This is a genomic window from Flavobacterium fructosi, from assembly GCF_042787335.1.
In the GTDB taxonomy this organism is placed as follows: domain Bacteria; phylum Bacteroidota; class Bacteroidia; order Flavobacteriales; family Flavobacteriaceae; genus Flavobacterium; species Flavobacterium fructosi.
This window is the reverse complement of sequence record NZ_JBHZQA010000001.1, coordinates 300,801-317,960: the sequence shown is the minus strand read 5'-3', so window position 1 is coordinate 317,960 and position 17,160 is coordinate 300,801. Positions and strand designations below refer to the sequence as shown.

General features: G+C 32.9%; 17 protein-coding genes and 1 tRNA gene. 8 read left to right on the top strand and 10 right to left on the bottom strand.

Features of this window, described 5'->3' with window-relative positions; genetic code table 11:
* Positions 1–12: 12 nt before the first annotated feature.
* From ACFX5D_RS01390 to ACFX5D_RS01355, 8 genes are all read left to right on the top strand, one after another.
* Positions 13–723, top strand: a complete 711-nt coding sequence (locus ACFX5D_RS01390) for a hypothetical protein (RefSeq protein WP_379856485.1) — start codon at positions 13–15, stop codon at positions 721–723.
* Positions 724–794: 71 nt separating this feature from the next.
* Entirely contained in the window at positions 795–1,073 is a 279-nt protein-coding gene (locus ACFX5D_RS01385) for a helix-turn-helix domain-containing protein (protein ID WP_379856484.1), read from the top strand.
* Between the two features lie 4 nt (positions 1,074–1,077).
* Positions 1,078–1,497, top strand: coding sequence for a hypothetical protein (locus tag ACFX5D_RS01380; RefSeq protein ID WP_379856483.1), 420 nt, complete (start codon positions 1,078–1,080; stop codon positions 1,495–1,497).
* Positions 1,498–1,611: 114 nt separating this feature from the next.
* Positions 1,612–2,955, top strand: coding sequence for a hypothetical protein (locus tag ACFX5D_RS01375; protein WP_379856482.1), 1,344 nt, complete (start codon positions 1,612–1,614; stop codon positions 2,953–2,955).
* An 11-nt stretch (positions 2,956–2,966) separates the two neighbouring features.
* Complete coding sequence (locus ACFX5D_RS01370) at positions 2,967–3,197, top strand: hypothetical protein (protein WP_379856481.1); 231 nt, start codon at positions 2,967–2,969, stop codon at positions 3,195–3,197.
* Between the two features lie 359 nt (positions 3,198–3,556).
* Positions 3,557–3,961 (top strand): hypothetical protein, encoded by a 405-nt coding sequence (locus tag ACFX5D_RS01365; protein ID WP_379856480.1) that lies wholly within the window; start codon positions 3,557–3,559, stop codon positions 3,959–3,961.
* 22 nt (positions 3,962–3,983) lie between these two features.
* Positions 3,984–4,826, top strand: coding sequence for a hypothetical protein (locus tag ACFX5D_RS01360; protein ID WP_379856479.1), 843 nt, complete (start codon positions 3,984–3,986; stop codon positions 4,824–4,826).
* A 17-nt stretch (positions 4,827–4,843) separates the two neighbouring features.
* Complete coding sequence (locus ACFX5D_RS01355; protein ID WP_379856478.1) at positions 4,844–5,380, top strand: hypothetical protein; 537 nt, start codon at positions 4,844–4,846, stop codon at positions 5,378–5,380.
* Between the two features lie 266 nt (positions 5,381–5,646).
* On the opposite strand, the gene ACFX5D_RS01350 is transcribed toward ACFX5D_RS01355, so the two are convergent.
* The 10 genes from ACFX5D_RS01350 to mraY all read right to left on the bottom strand — a co-directional run bounded on the left by ACFX5D_RS01350 (position 5,647) and on the right by mraY (position 17,157).
* Positions 5,647–5,720: transfer RNA gene (locus ACFX5D_RS01350), tRNA-Arg, on the bottom strand.
* A gap of 68 nt (positions 5,721–5,788) precedes the next feature.
* Entirely contained in the window at positions 5,789–6,238 is a 450-nt protein-coding gene (locus tag ACFX5D_RS01345) for a GatB/YqeY domain-containing protein (RefSeq protein WP_379856477.1), read from the bottom strand.
* Between the two features lie 341 nt (positions 6,239–6,579).
* Positions 6,580–8,523: a cell division protein FtsZ gene (ftsZ, locus tag ACFX5D_RS01340; RefSeq protein WP_379856476.1), complete on the bottom strand. Its 1,944-nt coding sequence runs from the start codon at positions 8,521–8,523 to the stop codon at positions 6,580–6,582.
* A gap of 89 nt (positions 8,524–8,612) precedes the next feature.
* Complete coding sequence (gene ftsA, locus ACFX5D_RS01335; RefSeq protein ID WP_379856475.1) at positions 8,613–9,992, bottom strand: cell division protein FtsA; 1,380 nt, start codon at positions 9,990–9,992, stop codon at positions 8,613–8,615.
* Positions 9,993–9,998: 6 nt separating this feature from the next.
* Positions 9,999–10,721 (bottom strand): cell division protein FtsQ/DivIB, encoded by a 723-nt coding sequence (locus ACFX5D_RS01330; RefSeq protein ID WP_379856474.1) that lies wholly within the window; start codon positions 10,719–10,721, stop codon positions 9,999–10,001.
* A complete protein-coding gene (gene murC, locus ACFX5D_RS01325; protein WP_379856473.1) occupies positions 10,708–12,057 on the bottom strand; it encodes a UDP-N-acetylmuramate--L-alanine ligase in 1,350 nt (449 codons plus the stop codon). Before murC ends, ACFX5D_RS01330 begins: the two co-directional genes overlap by 14 nt.
* Positions 12,058–12,084: 27 nt before the next feature.
* The gene (murG, locus tag ACFX5D_RS01320; RefSeq protein ID WP_379856472.1) at positions 12,085–13,173 is read right to left on the bottom strand and encodes an undecaprenyldiphospho-muramoylpentapeptide beta-N-acetylglucosaminyltransferase; all 1,089 of its coding nucleotides are present in this window, start codon (positions 13,171–13,173) and stop codon (positions 12,085–12,087) included.
* Between the two features lie 59 nt (positions 13,174–13,232).
* On the bottom strand, positions 13,233–14,522 hold the full coding sequence (locus tag ACFX5D_RS01315) for an FtsW/RodA/SpoVE family cell cycle protein (RefSeq protein WP_379856471.1): 1,290 nt from the start codon (positions 14,520–14,522) through the stop codon (positions 13,233–13,235).
* A 72-nt stretch (positions 14,523–14,594) separates the two neighbouring features.
* A complete protein-coding gene (gene murD, locus ACFX5D_RS01310; RefSeq protein ID WP_379856470.1) occupies positions 14,595–15,926 on the bottom strand; it encodes a UDP-N-acetylmuramoyl-L-alanine--D-glutamate ligase in 1,332 nt (443 codons plus the stop codon).
* A 1-nt stretch (position 15,927) separates the two neighbouring features.
* Positions 15,928–17,157, bottom strand: a complete 1,230-nt coding sequence (mraY, locus tag ACFX5D_RS01305; RefSeq protein WP_379856469.1) for a phospho-N-acetylmuramoyl-pentapeptide-transferase — start codon at positions 17,155–17,157, stop codon at positions 15,928–15,930.
* Between the last annotated feature and the right edge of the window lie 3 nt (positions 17,158–17,160).

The window sequence follows — 17,160 nt, the reverse complement described above, 5'->3', positions numbered from 1 at the left end:
AATAACAGGCAAATGTTCGACGAAACAAAAATTACGTTTAAAGAATATAAAGAGAAGTTTTACGAATTAAGAGTAAATGATTTTTTAAAAAAAAGCACCGATAATGATGAAGAGCAATTTATTGAAAGTGAATTAATAATTTTTAACGATTGCTATTTTAGTGGAAAAGTAGAAACGTATCAAAAAGAACTCCTTACAAATGAAATGTCGGCTTATCCATACTATATAAATCGCAATTTACTTCGTGAAAATTTAAACATTAAAGTTTACAATGATGTTGTTAGTTTTCATCAAGGGTTCCATAAAATTATAATTTTTGATTCAGAAAAAAGTAAACAATTCACCCGCACTTTTAGTAAAATAATTGAGTTTTTAGAAAATAAAAAAACTGCAGAAATTAAAAACCCGTTTCCTGCTATTTTTATCGGGAATGATAACAGAGCATTTAATGTTTTTAATGATTTTTCAAATGACATTACAGACCCATACCGTGATTATAGTTTTATTTTTCAAAAAATGAAAAGCGAAACAGAGAATTTAATTAAAAGCAAATGCAGTCATAAGGAGTTTATAAATTGGTTATTTGAAAATAAATATATTAAAAAATTCATATATGATGATTTTATAGTAAAAGAAAGTTTTTCTACAAAATACGACCGAGGAATGAGACCAACAAGATATTACACAATAAAAAAAAGGCACTTCCCTATAGATTCCGATTAATCGGAAAAAACGACCATAAATCGGAAATGAAACTGATGGAATATTTGTGAAACATTTAAAACAATTCACAGATGGAAACAATTCAGTTTATCAGTTACTCTCCAAAACAATTACAAGGCGAGATTACCACAGCGGTAAAAAATCAATTAGAGGAATTCCTCAAACACTACCAACCTCAACAACCTAAAGAATATCTTTCTCGCAAGAATGTAGCTGAAATGTTTGGGGTTGATATTAGCACCGTTCACAATTGGTGTAAGGCAAAGAAATTAAACCCGCTCGGGATTGGTTCACGCGTTTATTTCCTACGTTCAGAAGTTGAGGCGAGTTTACAATCTTTAAACGTGTAAACTTATGAACTCAATAGTCAATACCCCGCAGTACATTCGACATACTTACAAACTAACGAATGAATTAAAAAGTTATACGGTTTATGAACTTGATGAGGTTACAGGAAACAAAAACTTATTAACCCATATTTTGAGGATTGAGAAATTTCAAGGAAAATCAAACTCTACTATTATCGTAGATTATTTACGATTGAGAACCACCACGAGTTGGATCAAATCTGAATTAATTACTGGATTAAGACCTACGATAAAAGACCATTTATTTTATGGCGATTGGAGAAAATTAGACAATCCGAGTTATCCGACTAAAACACTGTTACTATTTTCATTCTCAAAGGATAGACAAATACTGTTTATAGACGTTTACAGAGGTTTTTACCCTCATTACATAGAAACACTTCAAAACATAATTAACACCTATTAAACCAATTAAAGGACATAAAAAAAACGTGAGTTGTTCAGGCTCTCGTTTATACTTTGTTCAAAAAGTTCAGTTTTCAACAGGCATTGTAAAAAACTTAATCAAAGATAAATAAAAATGGTCGATTACGTAAATATAGAGTTGTTAAATATTGATATTGAAAAATTATTACAATCGAAAATATTAAATTTTAAAGGGGAAATATCAATATCTACTGGAGAGGAAAATTTAAATATTTTAGTAGCAAAATATCATTTTTGTGAAATTAAAATTAAAACAATAGTTCCTGACGAAGAACATAAAAACGACCCTATAAGATACCGTGTTACATTAACAGGAAGTGTTCACAAATTGTGGAATGAACTTAATGGAATAAAAGCACCAAACTACAATGAGAAGACGTACACAGGTTATAATGGCAATGATTTTACAATTAACGATATAGTCAAAGTTCGGGAACATTTAGAGCATTTATTAGATTTCAATTCAAATCAAATGGTATTTCATGGAGTAGAATTTGGAGTAAACCCAACCCCGAATTTTAACCCAAAATTATATGTGAAAGGGTTACTTTATCATAGAGACGTACTATTTGATTTTACCCATAATAACAATTCCGCACAGGCAGACCACCAAAGATGGAAATTTAAAATTTACAATAAATCCATTCAATATGGAATGAGTTATTATGTTTCAAGAGTTGAACTTAAAATAACTAGAATGATTGAAATAAAGAGTACTGGAATAAAAACATTTGCAGACATTAACGAAAACACCATTAAAAAAGCAACAGAAGTACTTTTAAATAGGTTTGACGAACTTATGCACTATGATTATACGATTGACAAAAGCAAACTCTCAAAGACAGATTTAAAAAACATCAAAGAATATTCAAACCCTCGATATTGGATTTATGATATAAAACCGAACCGCAGGGACAGACCTAAGCAAAATTTAAAGTCAATAACATTAAAATATTCAGACAATTTGCACCAACAAATTAGAACCAAAATAATTGAAAAGTGTGTAATAATTAACCGCCTTTCAGAAAGTAGTAATTGTGTAATAAATAACACTTCAAGTATACAGTTTGACCTTACACAAAACACCCCTAAAAACGGGAAGAAAATTTACTCTAAAAATGATAAGGTAAAAAATGCAATTTGTCCCGTTACAGGATTAAATTTATGTAATGAAAAAGAGGGTACTAAATACGCCCTAACAACTACACTACAGAAATTCAAAGAAAGTGATCCTGAAACTTTTGAAGTGGTAAGAATATATTTATTAAGTAAGTTTAGGAGTAGACCCAAATTTGAGCAATCCGAAATATCACACCTTGCTAAACAAATTAGAAATATATATTACAATCCTTTCAAGATAAAACAAAAGGGATATAATCAACCAGTACATTATTTTCAATATTCGCAATTAAACTTTTTAAACATATTAGGAATTTAAAACCAAACCAAATGAAATACATACATTCAGACAGTCAATACGATTACTATATAGATTACTTTCAAGGAATAGAGGTAAGAATAAAAAAAGACAAAGTAACCCAACAGACCTATTATAGTTCAGACAGTGTTGCAAAGATATTAGGCTTTAATAATACCGATGAAATGATACAAAGTAATAGTGATATTACAAACATCTTTCTTGATGGTATGAATACAGGACTAGTAATACAGGATGTGTAAAATAATTATTTAGAACAGTATGCGCGCACGTGAGGAAAATATAACACCCCCATACCCCCTAGCACTTTCTAACGTAAATGGGGACATATACGCCCACAATAATTTTTACCCCAGTAACTTAAAAATAAAATTTAATGAATATGGAATTTATCAAATAAATAAGGCAATTTCTTTTTACCCATACTTCAAATCTAGAAAATTTATTTGCCCCTAAATATCACTAAAAGTGGGTATTGTAATAACTATATCAATAGTATTACTTTGTTAATATGGTTACGAAACACCTACAATGAGGGAAACCGTAAAGTAAAGTTGTTTTGAATGTTTACTATTGTTTATTAATTTAAAATTAAAAGAGAATGAAAAAAACTTTTTACATTGTTATTGCAATCTTATTTGTCTTTTTTATGGCAGTGAATTATTTAACCTCTGAAAATGAAAGTATTCTTTCAACTGCAAATGAAAGCACCATACCAAGTGATAATAAAACTAAAATATCAAGTGTTTCTAATCCTTTATCAATAACTGAAAGAAATGAAAAATTAATTGGATTATGTAAATCCGTTAGCGGTACTATTGATGCGGATGTAAGGGGAGACATTCTAACTGTACAATTTTCAACAGTAGCGCCAGAAGAGGCTCAAAAGATTGCGCAAGGTATATTGAGCACGATAAAGCAATCCCACGAGAATGACCACATTAAAACCGTAATGGTATGTGATATAGATTACAAACTGTTAGGATATGCGGGCGCAAAAAAATAATTAATTACTTAAAATAAAAAATATGGAAATATTCTTTGTGTGGATAATTGCATCCTTTATAGTTGGAATTATTGGGAGTAATAGAAAAATAGGTTTTGGGAGTTCGTTTTTTATTTCTTTATTATTGAGCCCATTAATCGGTTTAATTTTTGTCTTAACATCGAAATCAAAAGAATCTGATAATGTTCAAAACAATTCAATTGCAGATGAAATTGAAAAATTACAAAACCTAAGAAATAACAATTCAATTACTGAATATGAATTTATAAGGTTAAAAAATAAAATTATTGATCCAACCAATAGAGAAGAACACAATTATAGCGTTAATGAAAACGAAAAAACAAATTCGAATGATAAAAAACCGAGTTTTTTTACTAAACCTAAAGTTATTGTAAATACTATTTTCATAGTAATATTACTAACCGTAGGATTATATATTTATAGTATTAATTCAAGTGATACAAATAGTGATTTTAAAAATAATGTTTCAGAAATAGCGGTTGATAAATCCGCAATTATATCCGACACTCCCACAGAAACCGCTGGAATTAAGGGAAATACTTTGAAAAATTTCACTTATGAGGATGTTGCAAGATATGCAATGGCTACTTCAATGCAAGAACCCGTAGGCATAGTAAAATCACAAAAAAAAGACAACTATTTTTATGTTGCGTACGTAAGACCATCGGACTCCCAGAAGTTTGAATTTAAAGTGAAATTTGAAGGAAATAGAATAATTTGGGGCGATTTGAACGGTAGATGGCAAGATACCGAATATGATGAGAAAATAAGTTTTGAAGAGATTGGCAATAAAATAAATATCATAGGCGTAGGAGATACGGTAGAATTTAAAAAAGGGGATTAATTTTAAATAAAATGAAAATGAAAAAAATATTATTGATGCTTGCTTTAACTTTAGGTACTATTAGTTATAGTCAAGAAGTAGAATTTACATTTACCACAGATGGACTTACAGACTATGTAATTACACAATGTGAAGGGAAGACAGAATCTGAAATTTACAAAAAATGTATTGAATGGATAAAGATCAACTATAACAATCCAAACGAAGTAATACTATCTACTATTGAGGATAAATTTATAAGATTTCAAGGGAGTGGTGGTAGTGGTCTTGTAAAATATTATAGGCACGGAGGGATTTTTACTCCAGACTCTAGATACATTATTGAATTATCAATCAAAGAGGGGAAATATAAATTCGACTTAATTAATTTAGAAACTTATTCAGGTACTGTATGGCATGAGGCAGATTGTTTCTTTTCAAGAAATAAAAATTGTTACAACAGTAAAGGAGAATTTAAAAAAGATTATAAATTCTACAATGAAATTTCGGATTATTTCAACAAAATAAACTTAAGTTTAAAAGAAAAAGTTTTAGGCAGTGATGAAAAATGGTAATTTAAAAATAATACATTTAACAAAATTCAGTTAAACAGTATTTGCAATAAACAAATTGTTTTAACAAATGATAAAAACATATCGTTAATAAACAAAAGAGAACAACCTTAACGGCAGCCCTCTTTTTTTATTCCAAAAAAACGTTCAAATAATTTATTGTTTATTAAATAAAAAAGAATCATTTAAAATGGTTTGGCAACGGTTTGGCAAGTTTTAAAAACAAAAAACGTAAACATCTATAAATAAAGTGTTTACGTTATGTAAAGTGGCCGCGACAGGGTTCGAACCTGCAACCCTCAGAGTCGAAATCTGATATTCTATCCAGTTGAACTACGCAGCCTTATTTTAATTACGAATTTCAAATTACGAATTATACAAACGTAATTCGTAATTTGAAATTAACAATTATTATACTAATAGTTTTTTCACTATTGTAGAAATAGTTTTTCCTTCGGCAGTTCCGCCTAATTGTGCAGCTGCTAATCCCATTACTTTTCCCATTGACGCAATTCCTGATGCTCCTGTTTCTGCAATGATTTTTGCGATCACCGCTTCTACTTCTGCTTCGCTTAATTGTGCTGGTAAGAATTTTTCTATTACCGCTATTTGTGCCAATTCTGGTTCTGCTAAATCCATACGGTTTTGCTCCGTAAAAATTCTAGCACTTTCCTTACGGGTTTTCACTAGTCTTTGTAGCAATTTAACCTCGTCATCTTGTGTTATTTCTTCTTTCGACCCTGTAGCGGTCTGCGCTAACAGAATTTCAGATTTAATAGCTCTTAACGCTTCAAGTGCAACGGTATCTTTGGCTCTCATGGCGGTTTTCATTTCGTCCATGATTTGTACTGATAAACTCATATTCTTTATTGTTAATTTAGTTAATCAATTATTCGTTTAATCGATTGTTGAAATAGTATAAAAACGCCTACTTTTTTTAAATGCCCCAGATGATAGTAAAAAGCCTTTTTGGGAGAAAATGTATTTTTTCTTGGGCTTAAAAAGCGACTGAAGGAAGCTCTTTTAAGGGCTTAGAAAAAAGCATTTTCGAGAAAAAGCTTGAAACGACAGCTGGATTAAGGCCCTGCAAATTTAAAGAAATTTACTTGAATTAACAATAGATTACTTTCTTCTCTCTACACAAAAAAATAACCCGAAAATTAAATTGAATTTTCGGGCTATATCATTTCGGTTTGAGTTCGTTAATCTACATTATCATGCAAATACGAGTTATTGGAACGCAACTGTAAATCATTGTTACTGTCTGTCCCAACTGAAATTCTCGAATTTGTATTGTTTGGTTGATTATTTGAGATATCTATTCCTAATCTTTTGTAAGCAGGCTCTTTTTCATATTCATCAATTTTAGAAACATTATTATGAAACTTGTAATTGAATTCTTTTAATTTTTTTCTTCTTTCGTCAGCTCTAACCTTCAAAGTTTCTTCAATTGTCATTTCCATTGGAGAAATATTTTCGAAATGATTCGGTGTCTTTGTAGCTGCATCTACTTGTTTCATTGTAATATTTAATTCAGCAGGCACAGGAACTTCAACTACTTTTGCAATTGGTTTAGCCGCAAAATCATCTGCTTCCATGTATTCTTCAAGAGAATATTTGATAATTCCTCTGTCTGACAATTCTGTTACCGGAACAAATTGAACTGCTTCGTTTACTTTGATATCACGTGTTTCTTTTGTTAGTTCAAATACAACTTTACTTTCCTCAACGGGAGTAACTGGTTCTGCTTTAAAAAGTGGCAAATCAAAAGAGAAAGCCGTTTGTTCTTGTCTTTCGATAATTTTTGGCTGAACTGCTTTTACCGATTTAACTTCTGGTGCGGTAAACGTAAATTCACTATCATTAATTGGAGAAACGATTTCGAAAGTCACGTCTAAATTTTTTATAAATTCAGACATAACCATCAACTCTTCTTTATTGATTGTTGGTTCTGGCGCTGTTATAACAGGCTCATTAACCACTTCTATTGTATCTTCTAATAAATCAAAAACAATTCTTTCGTTAGAATTAGATACTGGTGTTGCGCTATTTAAATCGAATGCAGCAACTGTTCTATTACTTAGATTATGAACACTTCTTTGCTCGTCCTCCAGTGTATGAATTATTTTTTTAGGTTCAGTATTAACAATTTCATTTTGTTGTTCAATATCAAAACCCGTAGCGATTATGGTAACTGCAATAGCATCTCCAAGTGATTCGTCTTCACCAACCCCCATAATAATATTTGCATTATGACCTGCTTCAATTTGAATATGATCATTGATCTCTCCTATTTCGTCAATTGTAATTTCATTAGTTCCAGAAACGATAAGCAACAATACGTTTTTGGCACCTGTAATTTTATTATCATTTAACAAAGGAGAATCTAAAGCTGCAACAATTGCCTCTTTAGCTCTGTTCTCACCTGAAGAAACAGAAGATCCCATAATAGCCGTTCCGCTGTTATACAACACTGTTTTAGCATCTCTTAAATCGATATTTTGTGTGTAGTGATGCGTAATTACTTCCGCAATACCTCTTGAGGCTGTTGCCAAAACTTCATCAGCTTTTGAAAACCCGGCTTTGAATCCAAGATTTCCGTATACTTCTCTTAATTTATTGTTGTTGATAACAATTAATGAGTCGACTTGTTTACGTAATTTATCGATACCAATTAAGGCTTGTTCCTGACGCACTTTTCCTTCAAATAAGAAAGGCAAAGTCACAATTCCTACCGTAAGAATATCTCTTTCTTTAGCCAATTGCGCAATCACCGGCGCAGCTCCTGTTCCAGTTCCACCACCCATTCCCGCGGTGATGAAAACCATTTTAGTATTGCGATCCAACATTTTTTCAATCTCGGCAATACTCTCAATAGCGGACTGCTGTCCAACATCTGGATTTGCTCCAGCGCCAAGACCTTCAGTTAAATGCACTCCTAACTGAATTTTATTAGGCACAGAACTACTCTGTAAGGCTTGAGAATCCGTATTACAAACGATGAAATCAACGCCTTTGATACCTTGTTTGAACATGTGATTAATGGCATTACTTCCGCCTCCACCTACACCAATTACTTTTATTACATTTGATTGATTTTTTGGTAAATCAAATGAAATACTTCCAAATTCTGAGTTGCTCATCATTTTATTTGGTTTTAAAATTCTTGTTTAATTCTTTTTTTCTTCTTAAAGCGTGGGGCAAAAAGGAGAATGAAATATTTATTATTTATTAACTATTCTGCGTTATCCAGGAAATCCTTAATCTTATCAACATACCTGTCAAAAAATGATCTTTGTATTTTATCTCCCGTAGATACTTGTTTCCCTCCAAAGTTTTGTGCGTCTACTTCGGCTTCTGTTACCGGCACTACCACCTCTTGAATTTGCGTAACCGGCGCTCTGTAAACAACTTTTGGAGGCTCAATCGCATCCATTCTTACGGCACTTTGAGAATTATTTTGAATACTATTCATTACTAGTCCTACAGCGGTAGCATATAAAGGACTCGAAATCTCTTCATCAGAATTTCCCGCTAAATGCTCGTTTGGATATCCAATTCTGGTATCCATTCCTGTAATGTATTCCACTAACTGCTTGATGTGTTTCAATTGCGCTCCACCACCAGTAAGTACTATACCAGCAATCAGCTTCTTACGAGGATCTTCATGACCATACGCCTTTACTTCGGTAAAAACCTGATCTATAATTTCGACAACACGAGCGTGAATTATTTTCGAAAGATTCTTTAACGAAATCTCTTTTGGCTCTCTGCCCCTTAATCCGGGAATAGAAACAATTTCGTTGTCTTTATTTTCACCTGGCCAAGCAGAACCAAATTTAACTTTTAATAACTCCGCTTGCTTTTCAATGATCGAACAACCTTCTTTAATATCATCTGTGATTACATTTCCTCCAAAAGGAATTACAGCAGTATGACGAATAATACCATCTTTAAAAATGGCCAAATCCGTTGTGCCTCCACCTATATCGATAAGCGCAACACCTGCCTCTTTTTCTTCTTGGCTCAAAACGGCATCAGCAGACGCTAATGGCTCCAATGTCAAACCTGACAATTCTATTCCAGAGCTTTGAATACATCTTCCAACGTTACGTATTGATGAGGCCTGACCTACTACAACATGAAAACTTGATTCTAATCTTCCACCATACATTCCTATAGGCTCTTTGATCTCCGATTGCCCGTCAATTTTAAATTCTTGCGGCAGTACGTGTATAATTTCTTCACCGGGTAACATAGCCAATTTATTTACCTGATCAATCAAAAGCTGTATATCATTCTCCCCAATAACTTCTTCGGGATTATTTCTGCTAATATAATCGGTGTGTTGAATGCTGCGAATGTGTTGACCGGCAATTCCAACCACTACGTCTTTAATCTTATAACCTGAATTATTTTCCGCTTCTTGAATTGCTTGTTGGATGGATTGAATAGTTTGAGTGATGTTATTCACAACACCTCTTGCTACTCCTAAGCTTTTGGATTTTCCAATTCCCAAAATCTCTAATTTCCCATACTCATTTTTCTTGCCTATCATGGCAACAATTTTGGTTGTCCCAATATCTAGACCTACTGCAATATTCTCTTTTTCCATTATCTATTATTTAGTGCAAACTACTTGTTCTGTAAATCTGAGATCTATTTTTTTATATTTATACAACGTACTATCCATAACCACCTTTTGAAAAAAAGCTTTATAATTTTTGAATTTACGCTCTACATTTATCATTCTGCCAAAATCAATTTGATAATCAAAATTTCTATTAAGCATTATTAAGCTACCATTCGGCATAATTTGTATTCCGATGATGTTTTTTTTCAAAAAAGCATCGTCATATATTATGCGAAATAAATCAGTTAAATCTTCGTTATTTTTTTTATTAATCCCCCCTAAAACAAGTGGAACTCGAGCTGTAAAATTTGCTGACAATGGCATTCTATTCCCTTTGTAATCAATATAGAAAGAACCTCCTTGATCAAAAACCCTAGCGATTGGAGTCTTTTGTTTCACTACTGCTTTTAAAACACCATCTATACTCACAAATACATCTGACTTTTCAATCATTTCTTGCGCATCTAGCATTTTTTCCAGCTTATTCAAATCTAAATTAACTTTTTGAATGCTCGATGCATCTTTTTTATTTTCTATTAACAATTTATTAACCGTTTCATGCCTTACAAATGGAGAGACATCTCCTACAAAAATAACCGTAGATTTAATTAATTTTCTGTTTGCATTTCGATTTGACGTGAATGAAAACAGAAAAATAACTAATGCAAACATCAGTACTAATCGAATATTTGACCAATTAAAGAGTTTCATTTATCGCTTTTTTAATTGTGGGAACCAATTCGCCAATATCACCTGCTCCAATTGTTACAACGACTGTAGCATCAGATGCAATAATTGTTGGAATTAAATCATCTTTTTGGACCAATTTTTTATCCCTATTCGTCATTTTATCCATCAACCATTTAGAAGATATTCCTTCCATCGGTAATTCACGGGCAGGATAAATATCGAGCAAAACAACTTCGTCAAAAGCAGATAAACTTTTAGCAAAATCATCTACAAAATCTCTTGTTCTACTAAACAAATGGGGTTGAAAAATAGCCAAAACTTTTTGCTTTGGGTACAATTCTCTAACCGCCTGATGCACGGCATTTATTTCCGTTGGATGATGCGCGTAATCATCTATATAAACTAATTTATCTGTTTTTATTTGATAGGAAAACCTTCTTTTTATTCCTTTGAATGACGCTATGGCTTTTGCAATGGCATCGGTTGGGGTGCCGAATAATTTTGCCATTGCGATAGCCATTAAAGCATTCATTAAATTATGTTTTCCAGGTAATCCAAACTGTAAATCTTTTATTACTTCAGTAGGCGTTTGTACATCAAACGTATAACTGCCATTCCCAACTCTAATATTAAACGCCTTAAAAACCGCATCTTCGTTTACTGCACAGGTAACTCCTTCAATTGGTAATTCTTTCGTTATAAAAAGATTATTTTTATCTTCCACTTTAGAAGCAAATTCAATAAATGATTCTTCAATGGCTTGACTGGTCCCATAAATATCTAAATGATCCGCATCCATTGATGTAATGCAAGCAATATTTGGATGCAAATGCAAGAACGAACGATCAAATTCATCTGCTTCCACAACAGTAACTGTTTTACCACTTCCTATTAAATTAGAATTATAATTTTCTACAATTCCTCCAATAAAAGCTGTTACATCAGCACCACTTTCATATAAAATATGTCCTAAAATTCCTGAAGTGGTCGTTTTTCCATGTGTTCCAGCTACGGCAAAACAAAAAGTATCTTTCGTGATTATCCCTAAAACTTCTGCTCTCTTTTTAACCTGATACTCTCTTTCCAAGAAATAGTTCCACTCTGAATGCGATTTTGGAACTGCTGGCGTAATAACAACCAACGTGTTTTCTGAGTAAAAATCTGTTGGAATTAAATCGATACTGTCTTCAAAATGAATTGAGATTCCGCTTTCTATTAATTCATTGGTAAGAGCTGAAGGTGTTTTATCGTAACCTGAAACTTGTTTTCCCAAATTTTTGAAATAACGAGCCAGATTACTCATACCTATGCCTCCGATTCCTATAAAATAGACGTTATGTATTTGATTTAAATTCATATTCTTTATACTTTGCGCGTTTATTTTTTATTTAATTAACTTCACGATTTCATCAACAATTTGCTTTGTTGCTTCCGGTTTGGCCAATTGTTCTATATTCTCACTTAATTGATTCTGTTTTCCCTGATCCTTCAGCAAGGCTTCAAAAACAAGACCAAATTGCGAATCCAACTCAGATTCTTTCAACATAATTGCACCTTTTCTATCTACAATTGCCTGAGCATTTTTAGTTTGATGATCTTCAGCTACATTAGGAGAAGGAATAAAAATCACAGGTTTCCCAACAATGCACAATTCCGAAACTGACGACGCACCTGCACGAGAAATGACAATATCGGTGGCGGCATAAACTAAATCCATTTTTTCAATAAAAGCCATTACTTGTACATCACCTTCATTATATTTTTTATAATCTTCAAAATATAATTTTCCACATTGCCAAATAACCTGAACATTCTGCGAAAGTAAATTTTTCAATTCCTTTTCAATTAATTGATTTACTCTTCTCGCACCTAAACTTCCACCAAGAACCAACAACGTTTTCTTGTTAGAATCTAAATTAAAAAATTGAATTGCTTCGGCTCTTTTACTTTCAATATCAATTAAATCTTGTCGAACCGGATTTCCCGTCAAAATCATTTTATTTTTTGGAAAAAAACGCTCCAGATTTTCATAAGCAACACAAATTTTATTTGCTTTTTTGCTTAACCATTTATTTGTAATTCCAGGATACGAATTTTGTTCTTGAATTACCGTTGGAATTCCAGCGATTGCAGCCACCTGTAATAAGGGTCCGCTTGCAAAGCCGCCTGTTCCTATAACTACATCCGGTTTAAACGCTCTTATTATAGTTCTTGATTTTAACAAACTTGCCAGTAGTTTGAGAGGAAAAAGGGAATTATCAAATGTCAACCTTCGTTGAATACCAGAAATCCAAAGCCCTTTTATTTTATAGCCAGCCTGAGGAACTTTTTGCATTTCCATTTTATCCTGAGCTCCTACAAAAAGAAATTCAGCATTCGGAAAACGAGATTTTAATTCATTGGCAATCGCAATGGCAGGATAAATGTGTCCTCCCGTTCCGCCACCGCTTAATATGAATTTGTACTGTTTCATTTTTATTGAGTTACTAAGTTCCTAAGTTTTTATAATTTACTTTTTCTCTGAAAACCGAATTACTTATTTAAAACGGCATGCATTGGATTCATAGCTTTATCTTCAATAGAGTAATCTCCCACTGTCATAACTTCCTCTTCTAATTCTCTATCGATTAACTTTTTAAGCGCTTCTTCTCTTTTGGCAGCGTCTTTTAATTCCTGGGCGATTTCTTCCTCTTTTTTAGTTACACTGATGATAATTCCAAGTGCAAAACAAGTCATCCAGATAGAACTTCCTCCACTACTTATCAAGGGCAATGTTTGTCCTGTAACAGGCAATAATTCCACTGCCACCGCCATATTAGTCATCGCCTGAAATATCATGGGAAAACCTAATCCTATAACCACTAATTTCCCAAACAATGTATTGGCTTTGTGCGAAGCGATAACAAATCGGAACAACAATAATAAATACAAAGCCAGAACACCTAAACCGCCAATTAATCCGTACTCTTCAACAATAATGGCATAAATAAAATCTGAGGAAGATTGAGGAAGGAAATTCTTTTGAACACTTTTACCAGGACCTAACCCGTATATTTTACCTGAAGCAATTGCAATTTTAGCCTTCTCGATTTGATAATCGTCTTCATCTGGTTTATCTGTACTAAAATTCTCGATTCTGCTTTCCCAAGTGTGTACTCTGCTAAAAAATCTAGAATCTGGAAAAGCTTTTGAAAGAAGAACAAAAAAAGCGAGAAATAAAATTCCAGAACCAATAATGACCCCAATATATTTTAATGGGTATTTACCAATAAAAGTCAGCATCAATATCATACAGAAAATCAAGGCAGTTGTGGAGAAATTAGCCGGTAAAATTAGTATCAATGTAAAAAAGACCGGCAACCAAAGCTCCCACAAAGAGGCCTTGAATGTAATAGGTTCTTCTCTGGTTTTAGACAAATAACGTGCTACAAAAATAAATAACACTATAGACGCTAATGTTGATGTTTGAAATGTTATTCCAATAAACGGCACTTGAATCCATCTACTGGCATTTGCACCGGCGATAACAGTACCTTTAATTAAAGTGTAGCCTAATAAAATCCATACAACCGGTAATCCTACTTTAGAGATAGCTCTAAAATAATGATACGGAACTTTGTGAATCCAATAGATAATTGCAAAACCAATACAAATATGAGCCAAATGTTTTACCAAATACCCCAATGTATTTCCGTTTCCTTGGCCTATATAAGCCAAGTTACTACTCGCACTAAAAACAGGCATAAACGAAAACAAGGCTAATAAGGCCACAAATGACCATATACCTTTATCTCCTTTTAAATTGTTTATTAGTTGTTTCATTTCTTTTTTGTTTAAAATTTTTATGTTTAAAGTCTAAAGTTTCTCAACCTAAAAATCTAAACCTTAAACATTTTATAAATTCTTAACGGCTTGTTTAAATTGATTTCCTCTGTCTTCATAATTTTCGAATAAATCGAAACTAGCACAAGCCGGCGACAGCAAAACAGTGTCTCCTTTTTCTGATAATCGTTGCGCCATTCTCACAGCATCATTCATAGTAGAAACTTCGACCATCATATCTACCACATTTCCAAAAACATCTATAATCTTTTTGTTATCTACCCCAAGACAAATAATAGCTTTGACTTTTTCACGAACTAACGACATCAATTCATTGTAATCATTTCCTTTATCAACGCCACCCACAATCCAGACTGTAGGCGTATTCATGCTATCTAATGCAAAAAAAGTAGCGTTTACATTGGTTGCTTTGGAATCATTGATGTATTGTACATTTTGAATTTTCAACACCTTCTCAAGACGATGTTCTACTCCTTGAAAGTTAGACAAGCTTTCACGTATTGTCGACTTTCTAATTTGCATCAATTTTGCCACAGAGGTTGCTGCCATTGCGTTTTTCATGTTATGTTTTCCTTCCAAGGCAATATGCGCTGTATCCATTGTAAACTCTTCTTGATTGATTGAAATTTCCATTTTGTTGTTTTTTATATAAGCTCCTTCGCTGAAAGTTTTTGTCAATGAAAAAGGAATTAATTTGGCTTTAGTTGTATGTGTTTTAAACCATTCTGTAATGGCTTCATCATCGGCATCATAAATGAGGTAATCTTCCTCGGTTTGATTCATCGTTATTCTAAACTTTGAAGCAATATAATTTTCATATTTGTAATCATAACGATCTAAATGATCCGGACTGATATTCGTAATTATTGCAATATGTGGCTTAAACTTAAAGATTCCATCCAATTGAAAACTACTCAACTCGAGTACATACGAATCATATTTATTATCTGCCACTTGCCAAGCGAAACTCTTTCCAATATTTCCCCCTAATCCTACATTTAACCCGGCAGATTTCAACAAATGATAAGTCAACATCGTGGTGGTAGTCTTTCCATTGCTTCCGGTAATTCCTATTATAGTTGCGTCTGTAAAAGGAGCCGCAAACTCAATTTCCGATAACACTGGAATTTCTTTCGCTGAAAGCTTTTTCACAATTGGAGATTTATCCGGAATTCCTGGGCTTTTCATTACCACATCAGCATTTAGAATCAAATCTTCCGTGTGCTTTTCTTCTTCCCAAGCAATTTCATTAATAATAAGAACCTCTTTGTAATTTCCTTTTATTTTTCCAAAATCAGACACGAAAACATCATATCCTTTTTTCTTACCCAGAATAGCCGTTCCTATACCGCTTTCTCCTGCACCTAAAATTACTAGCCTCATATTATCTTAATTTTAAAGTGACGATTGACAATATGGCCAGCATGATAGCAACAATCCAAAAACGGGTAACAATTTTACTTTCGTGATATCCTTTTTTCTGATAATGATGGTGCAAAGGCGACATAAGAAAGATTCTTCGGCCTTCGCCAAAGCGTTTCTTGGTGTATTTAAAATAAGCGACTTGCAAAACGACTGAAAAGTTTTCGACAAGAAAAATTCCACATAGTAAAGGAATCAGCATTTCTTTTCGAACGGCGATTGCCAAAACAGCAATGATTCCGCCGATAGTCAAACTCCCTGTATCTCCCATAAAAACTGATGCGGGATAGGAATTATACCAAAGAAAGCCAATTAACGCTCCCACAAATGCAGCGATAAAAACAGTCATTTCTCCCGAATTAGGGATATACATTATATTCAAATAATTAGAAAAAATAATATTTCCAGAAACGAACGTAAATATTCCTAATGCCAGTACCGATATTGCGGAAGTTCCTGCAGCCAGTCCGTCGATACCATCCGTTAAATTAGCACCATTAGAAACCGCAGTAATAATAAAAATAACAACTGGAATAAAAATCAACCAAGCCCATTTTTCATATCCTTCACCTGTCCAAGCTAATAATTCAGCATAATCAAATTCATTGTTTTTAAAGAAAGGAATTGTCGTTGCAGTAGATTTTTCTTCGACTGGGGCTTGAACAATTACATTTTCTGTAGGTGTTTTAAAAATATCCGATTTCGCAGTATCAGTTCTAACAGTTACAGCAGGGCTAAAATAAAGGACTATACCCACAATTAAACCCAAACCTACTTGCCCAACAACTTTAAAAATTCCTTTAAGTCCTTCTTTATCCTTTTTGAAAATTTTGATATAATCATCTATAAAACCAATCGTACCCATCCAAAGTGTGGTCACAATCAATAAAACGATATAAATATTATGCAGTTTTGCAAAAAGTATAACGGGAACTAATGTCGCAAATATGATGATTAAACCTCCCATAGTTGGCGTACCTGCTTTTTCATTTTGACCAGCCAAACCGAGTTCACGTACCGTTTCCCCCACTTGTTGTCTTTGCAGAAAACTGATAATTCTTTTTCCATAAATCGTAGATAACAGCAAAGAAAGCATCAACGCCAATGCAGATCTAAAAGTAATGTACTGAAAAACGCCTGTCCCAGGAACATCTAGTATTTTATCTAAATATTGAAATAAGTAGTATAGCATATT

Excerpts from the sequence above, each read along its gene's own strand:
- ACFX5D_RS01390 (WP_379856485.1), top strand. The coding sequence starts at position 13 with ATGTTCGACGAAACAAAAATTACGTTTAAAGAATATAAAGAGAAGTTT.
- ACFX5D_RS01385 (WP_379856484.1), top strand. The coding sequence starts at position 795 with ATGGAAACAATTCAGTTTATCAGTTACTCTCCAAAACAATTACAAGGC.
- ACFX5D_RS01380 (WP_379856483.1), top strand. The coding sequence starts at position 1,078 with ATGAACTCAATAGTCAATACCCCGCAGTACATTCGACATACTTACAAA.
- ACFX5D_RS01375 (WP_379856482.1), top strand. The coding sequence starts at position 1,612 with ATGGTCGATTACGTAAATATAGAGTTGTTAAATATTGATATTGAAAAA.
- ACFX5D_RS01370 (WP_379856481.1), top strand. The coding sequence starts at position 2,967 with ATGAAATACATACATTCAGACAGTCAATACGATTACTATATAGATTAC.
- ACFX5D_RS01365 (WP_379856480.1), top strand. The coding sequence starts at position 3,557 with ATGAAAAAAACTTTTTACATTGTTATTGCAATCTTATTTGTCTTTTTT.
- ACFX5D_RS01360 (WP_379856479.1), top strand. The coding sequence starts at position 3,984 with ATGGAAATATTCTTTGTGTGGATAATTGCATCCTTTATAGTTGGAATT.
- ACFX5D_RS01355 (WP_379856478.1), top strand. The coding sequence starts at position 4,844 with ATGAAAAAAATATTATTGATGCTTGCTTTAACTTTAGGTACTATTAGT.
- ACFX5D_RS01345 (WP_379856477.1), bottom strand. The coding sequence starts at position 6,238 with ATGAGTTTATCAGTACAAATCATGGACGAAATGAAAACCGCCATGAGA.
- ftsZ (WP_379856476.1), bottom strand. The coding sequence starts at position 8,523 with ATGATGAGCAACTCAGAATTTGGAAGTATTTCATTTGATTTACCAAAA.
- ftsA (WP_379856475.1), bottom strand. The coding sequence starts at position 9,992 with ATGGAAAAAGAGAATATTGCAGTAGGTCTAGATATTGGGACAACCAAA.
- ACFX5D_RS01330 (WP_379856474.1), bottom strand. The coding sequence starts at position 10,721 with ATGAAACTCTTTAATTGGTCAAATATTCGATTAGTACTGATGTTTGCA.
- murC (WP_379856473.1), bottom strand. The coding sequence starts at position 12,057 with ATGAATTTAAATCAAATACATAACGTCTATTTTATAGGAATCGGAGGC.
- murG (WP_379856472.1), bottom strand. The coding sequence starts at position 13,173 with ATGAAACAGTACAAATTCATATTAAGCGGTGGCGGAACGGGAGGACAC.
- ACFX5D_RS01315 (WP_379856471.1), bottom strand. The coding sequence starts at position 14,522 with ATGAAACAACTAATAAACAATTTAAAAGGAGATAAAGGTATATGGTCA.
- murD (WP_379856470.1), bottom strand. The coding sequence starts at position 15,926 with ATGAGGCTAGTAATTTTAGGTGCAGGAGAAAGCGGTATAGGAACGGCT.
- mraY (WP_379856469.1), bottom strand. The coding sequence starts at position 17,157 with ATGCTATACTACTTATTTCAATATTTAGATAAAATACTAGATGTTCCT.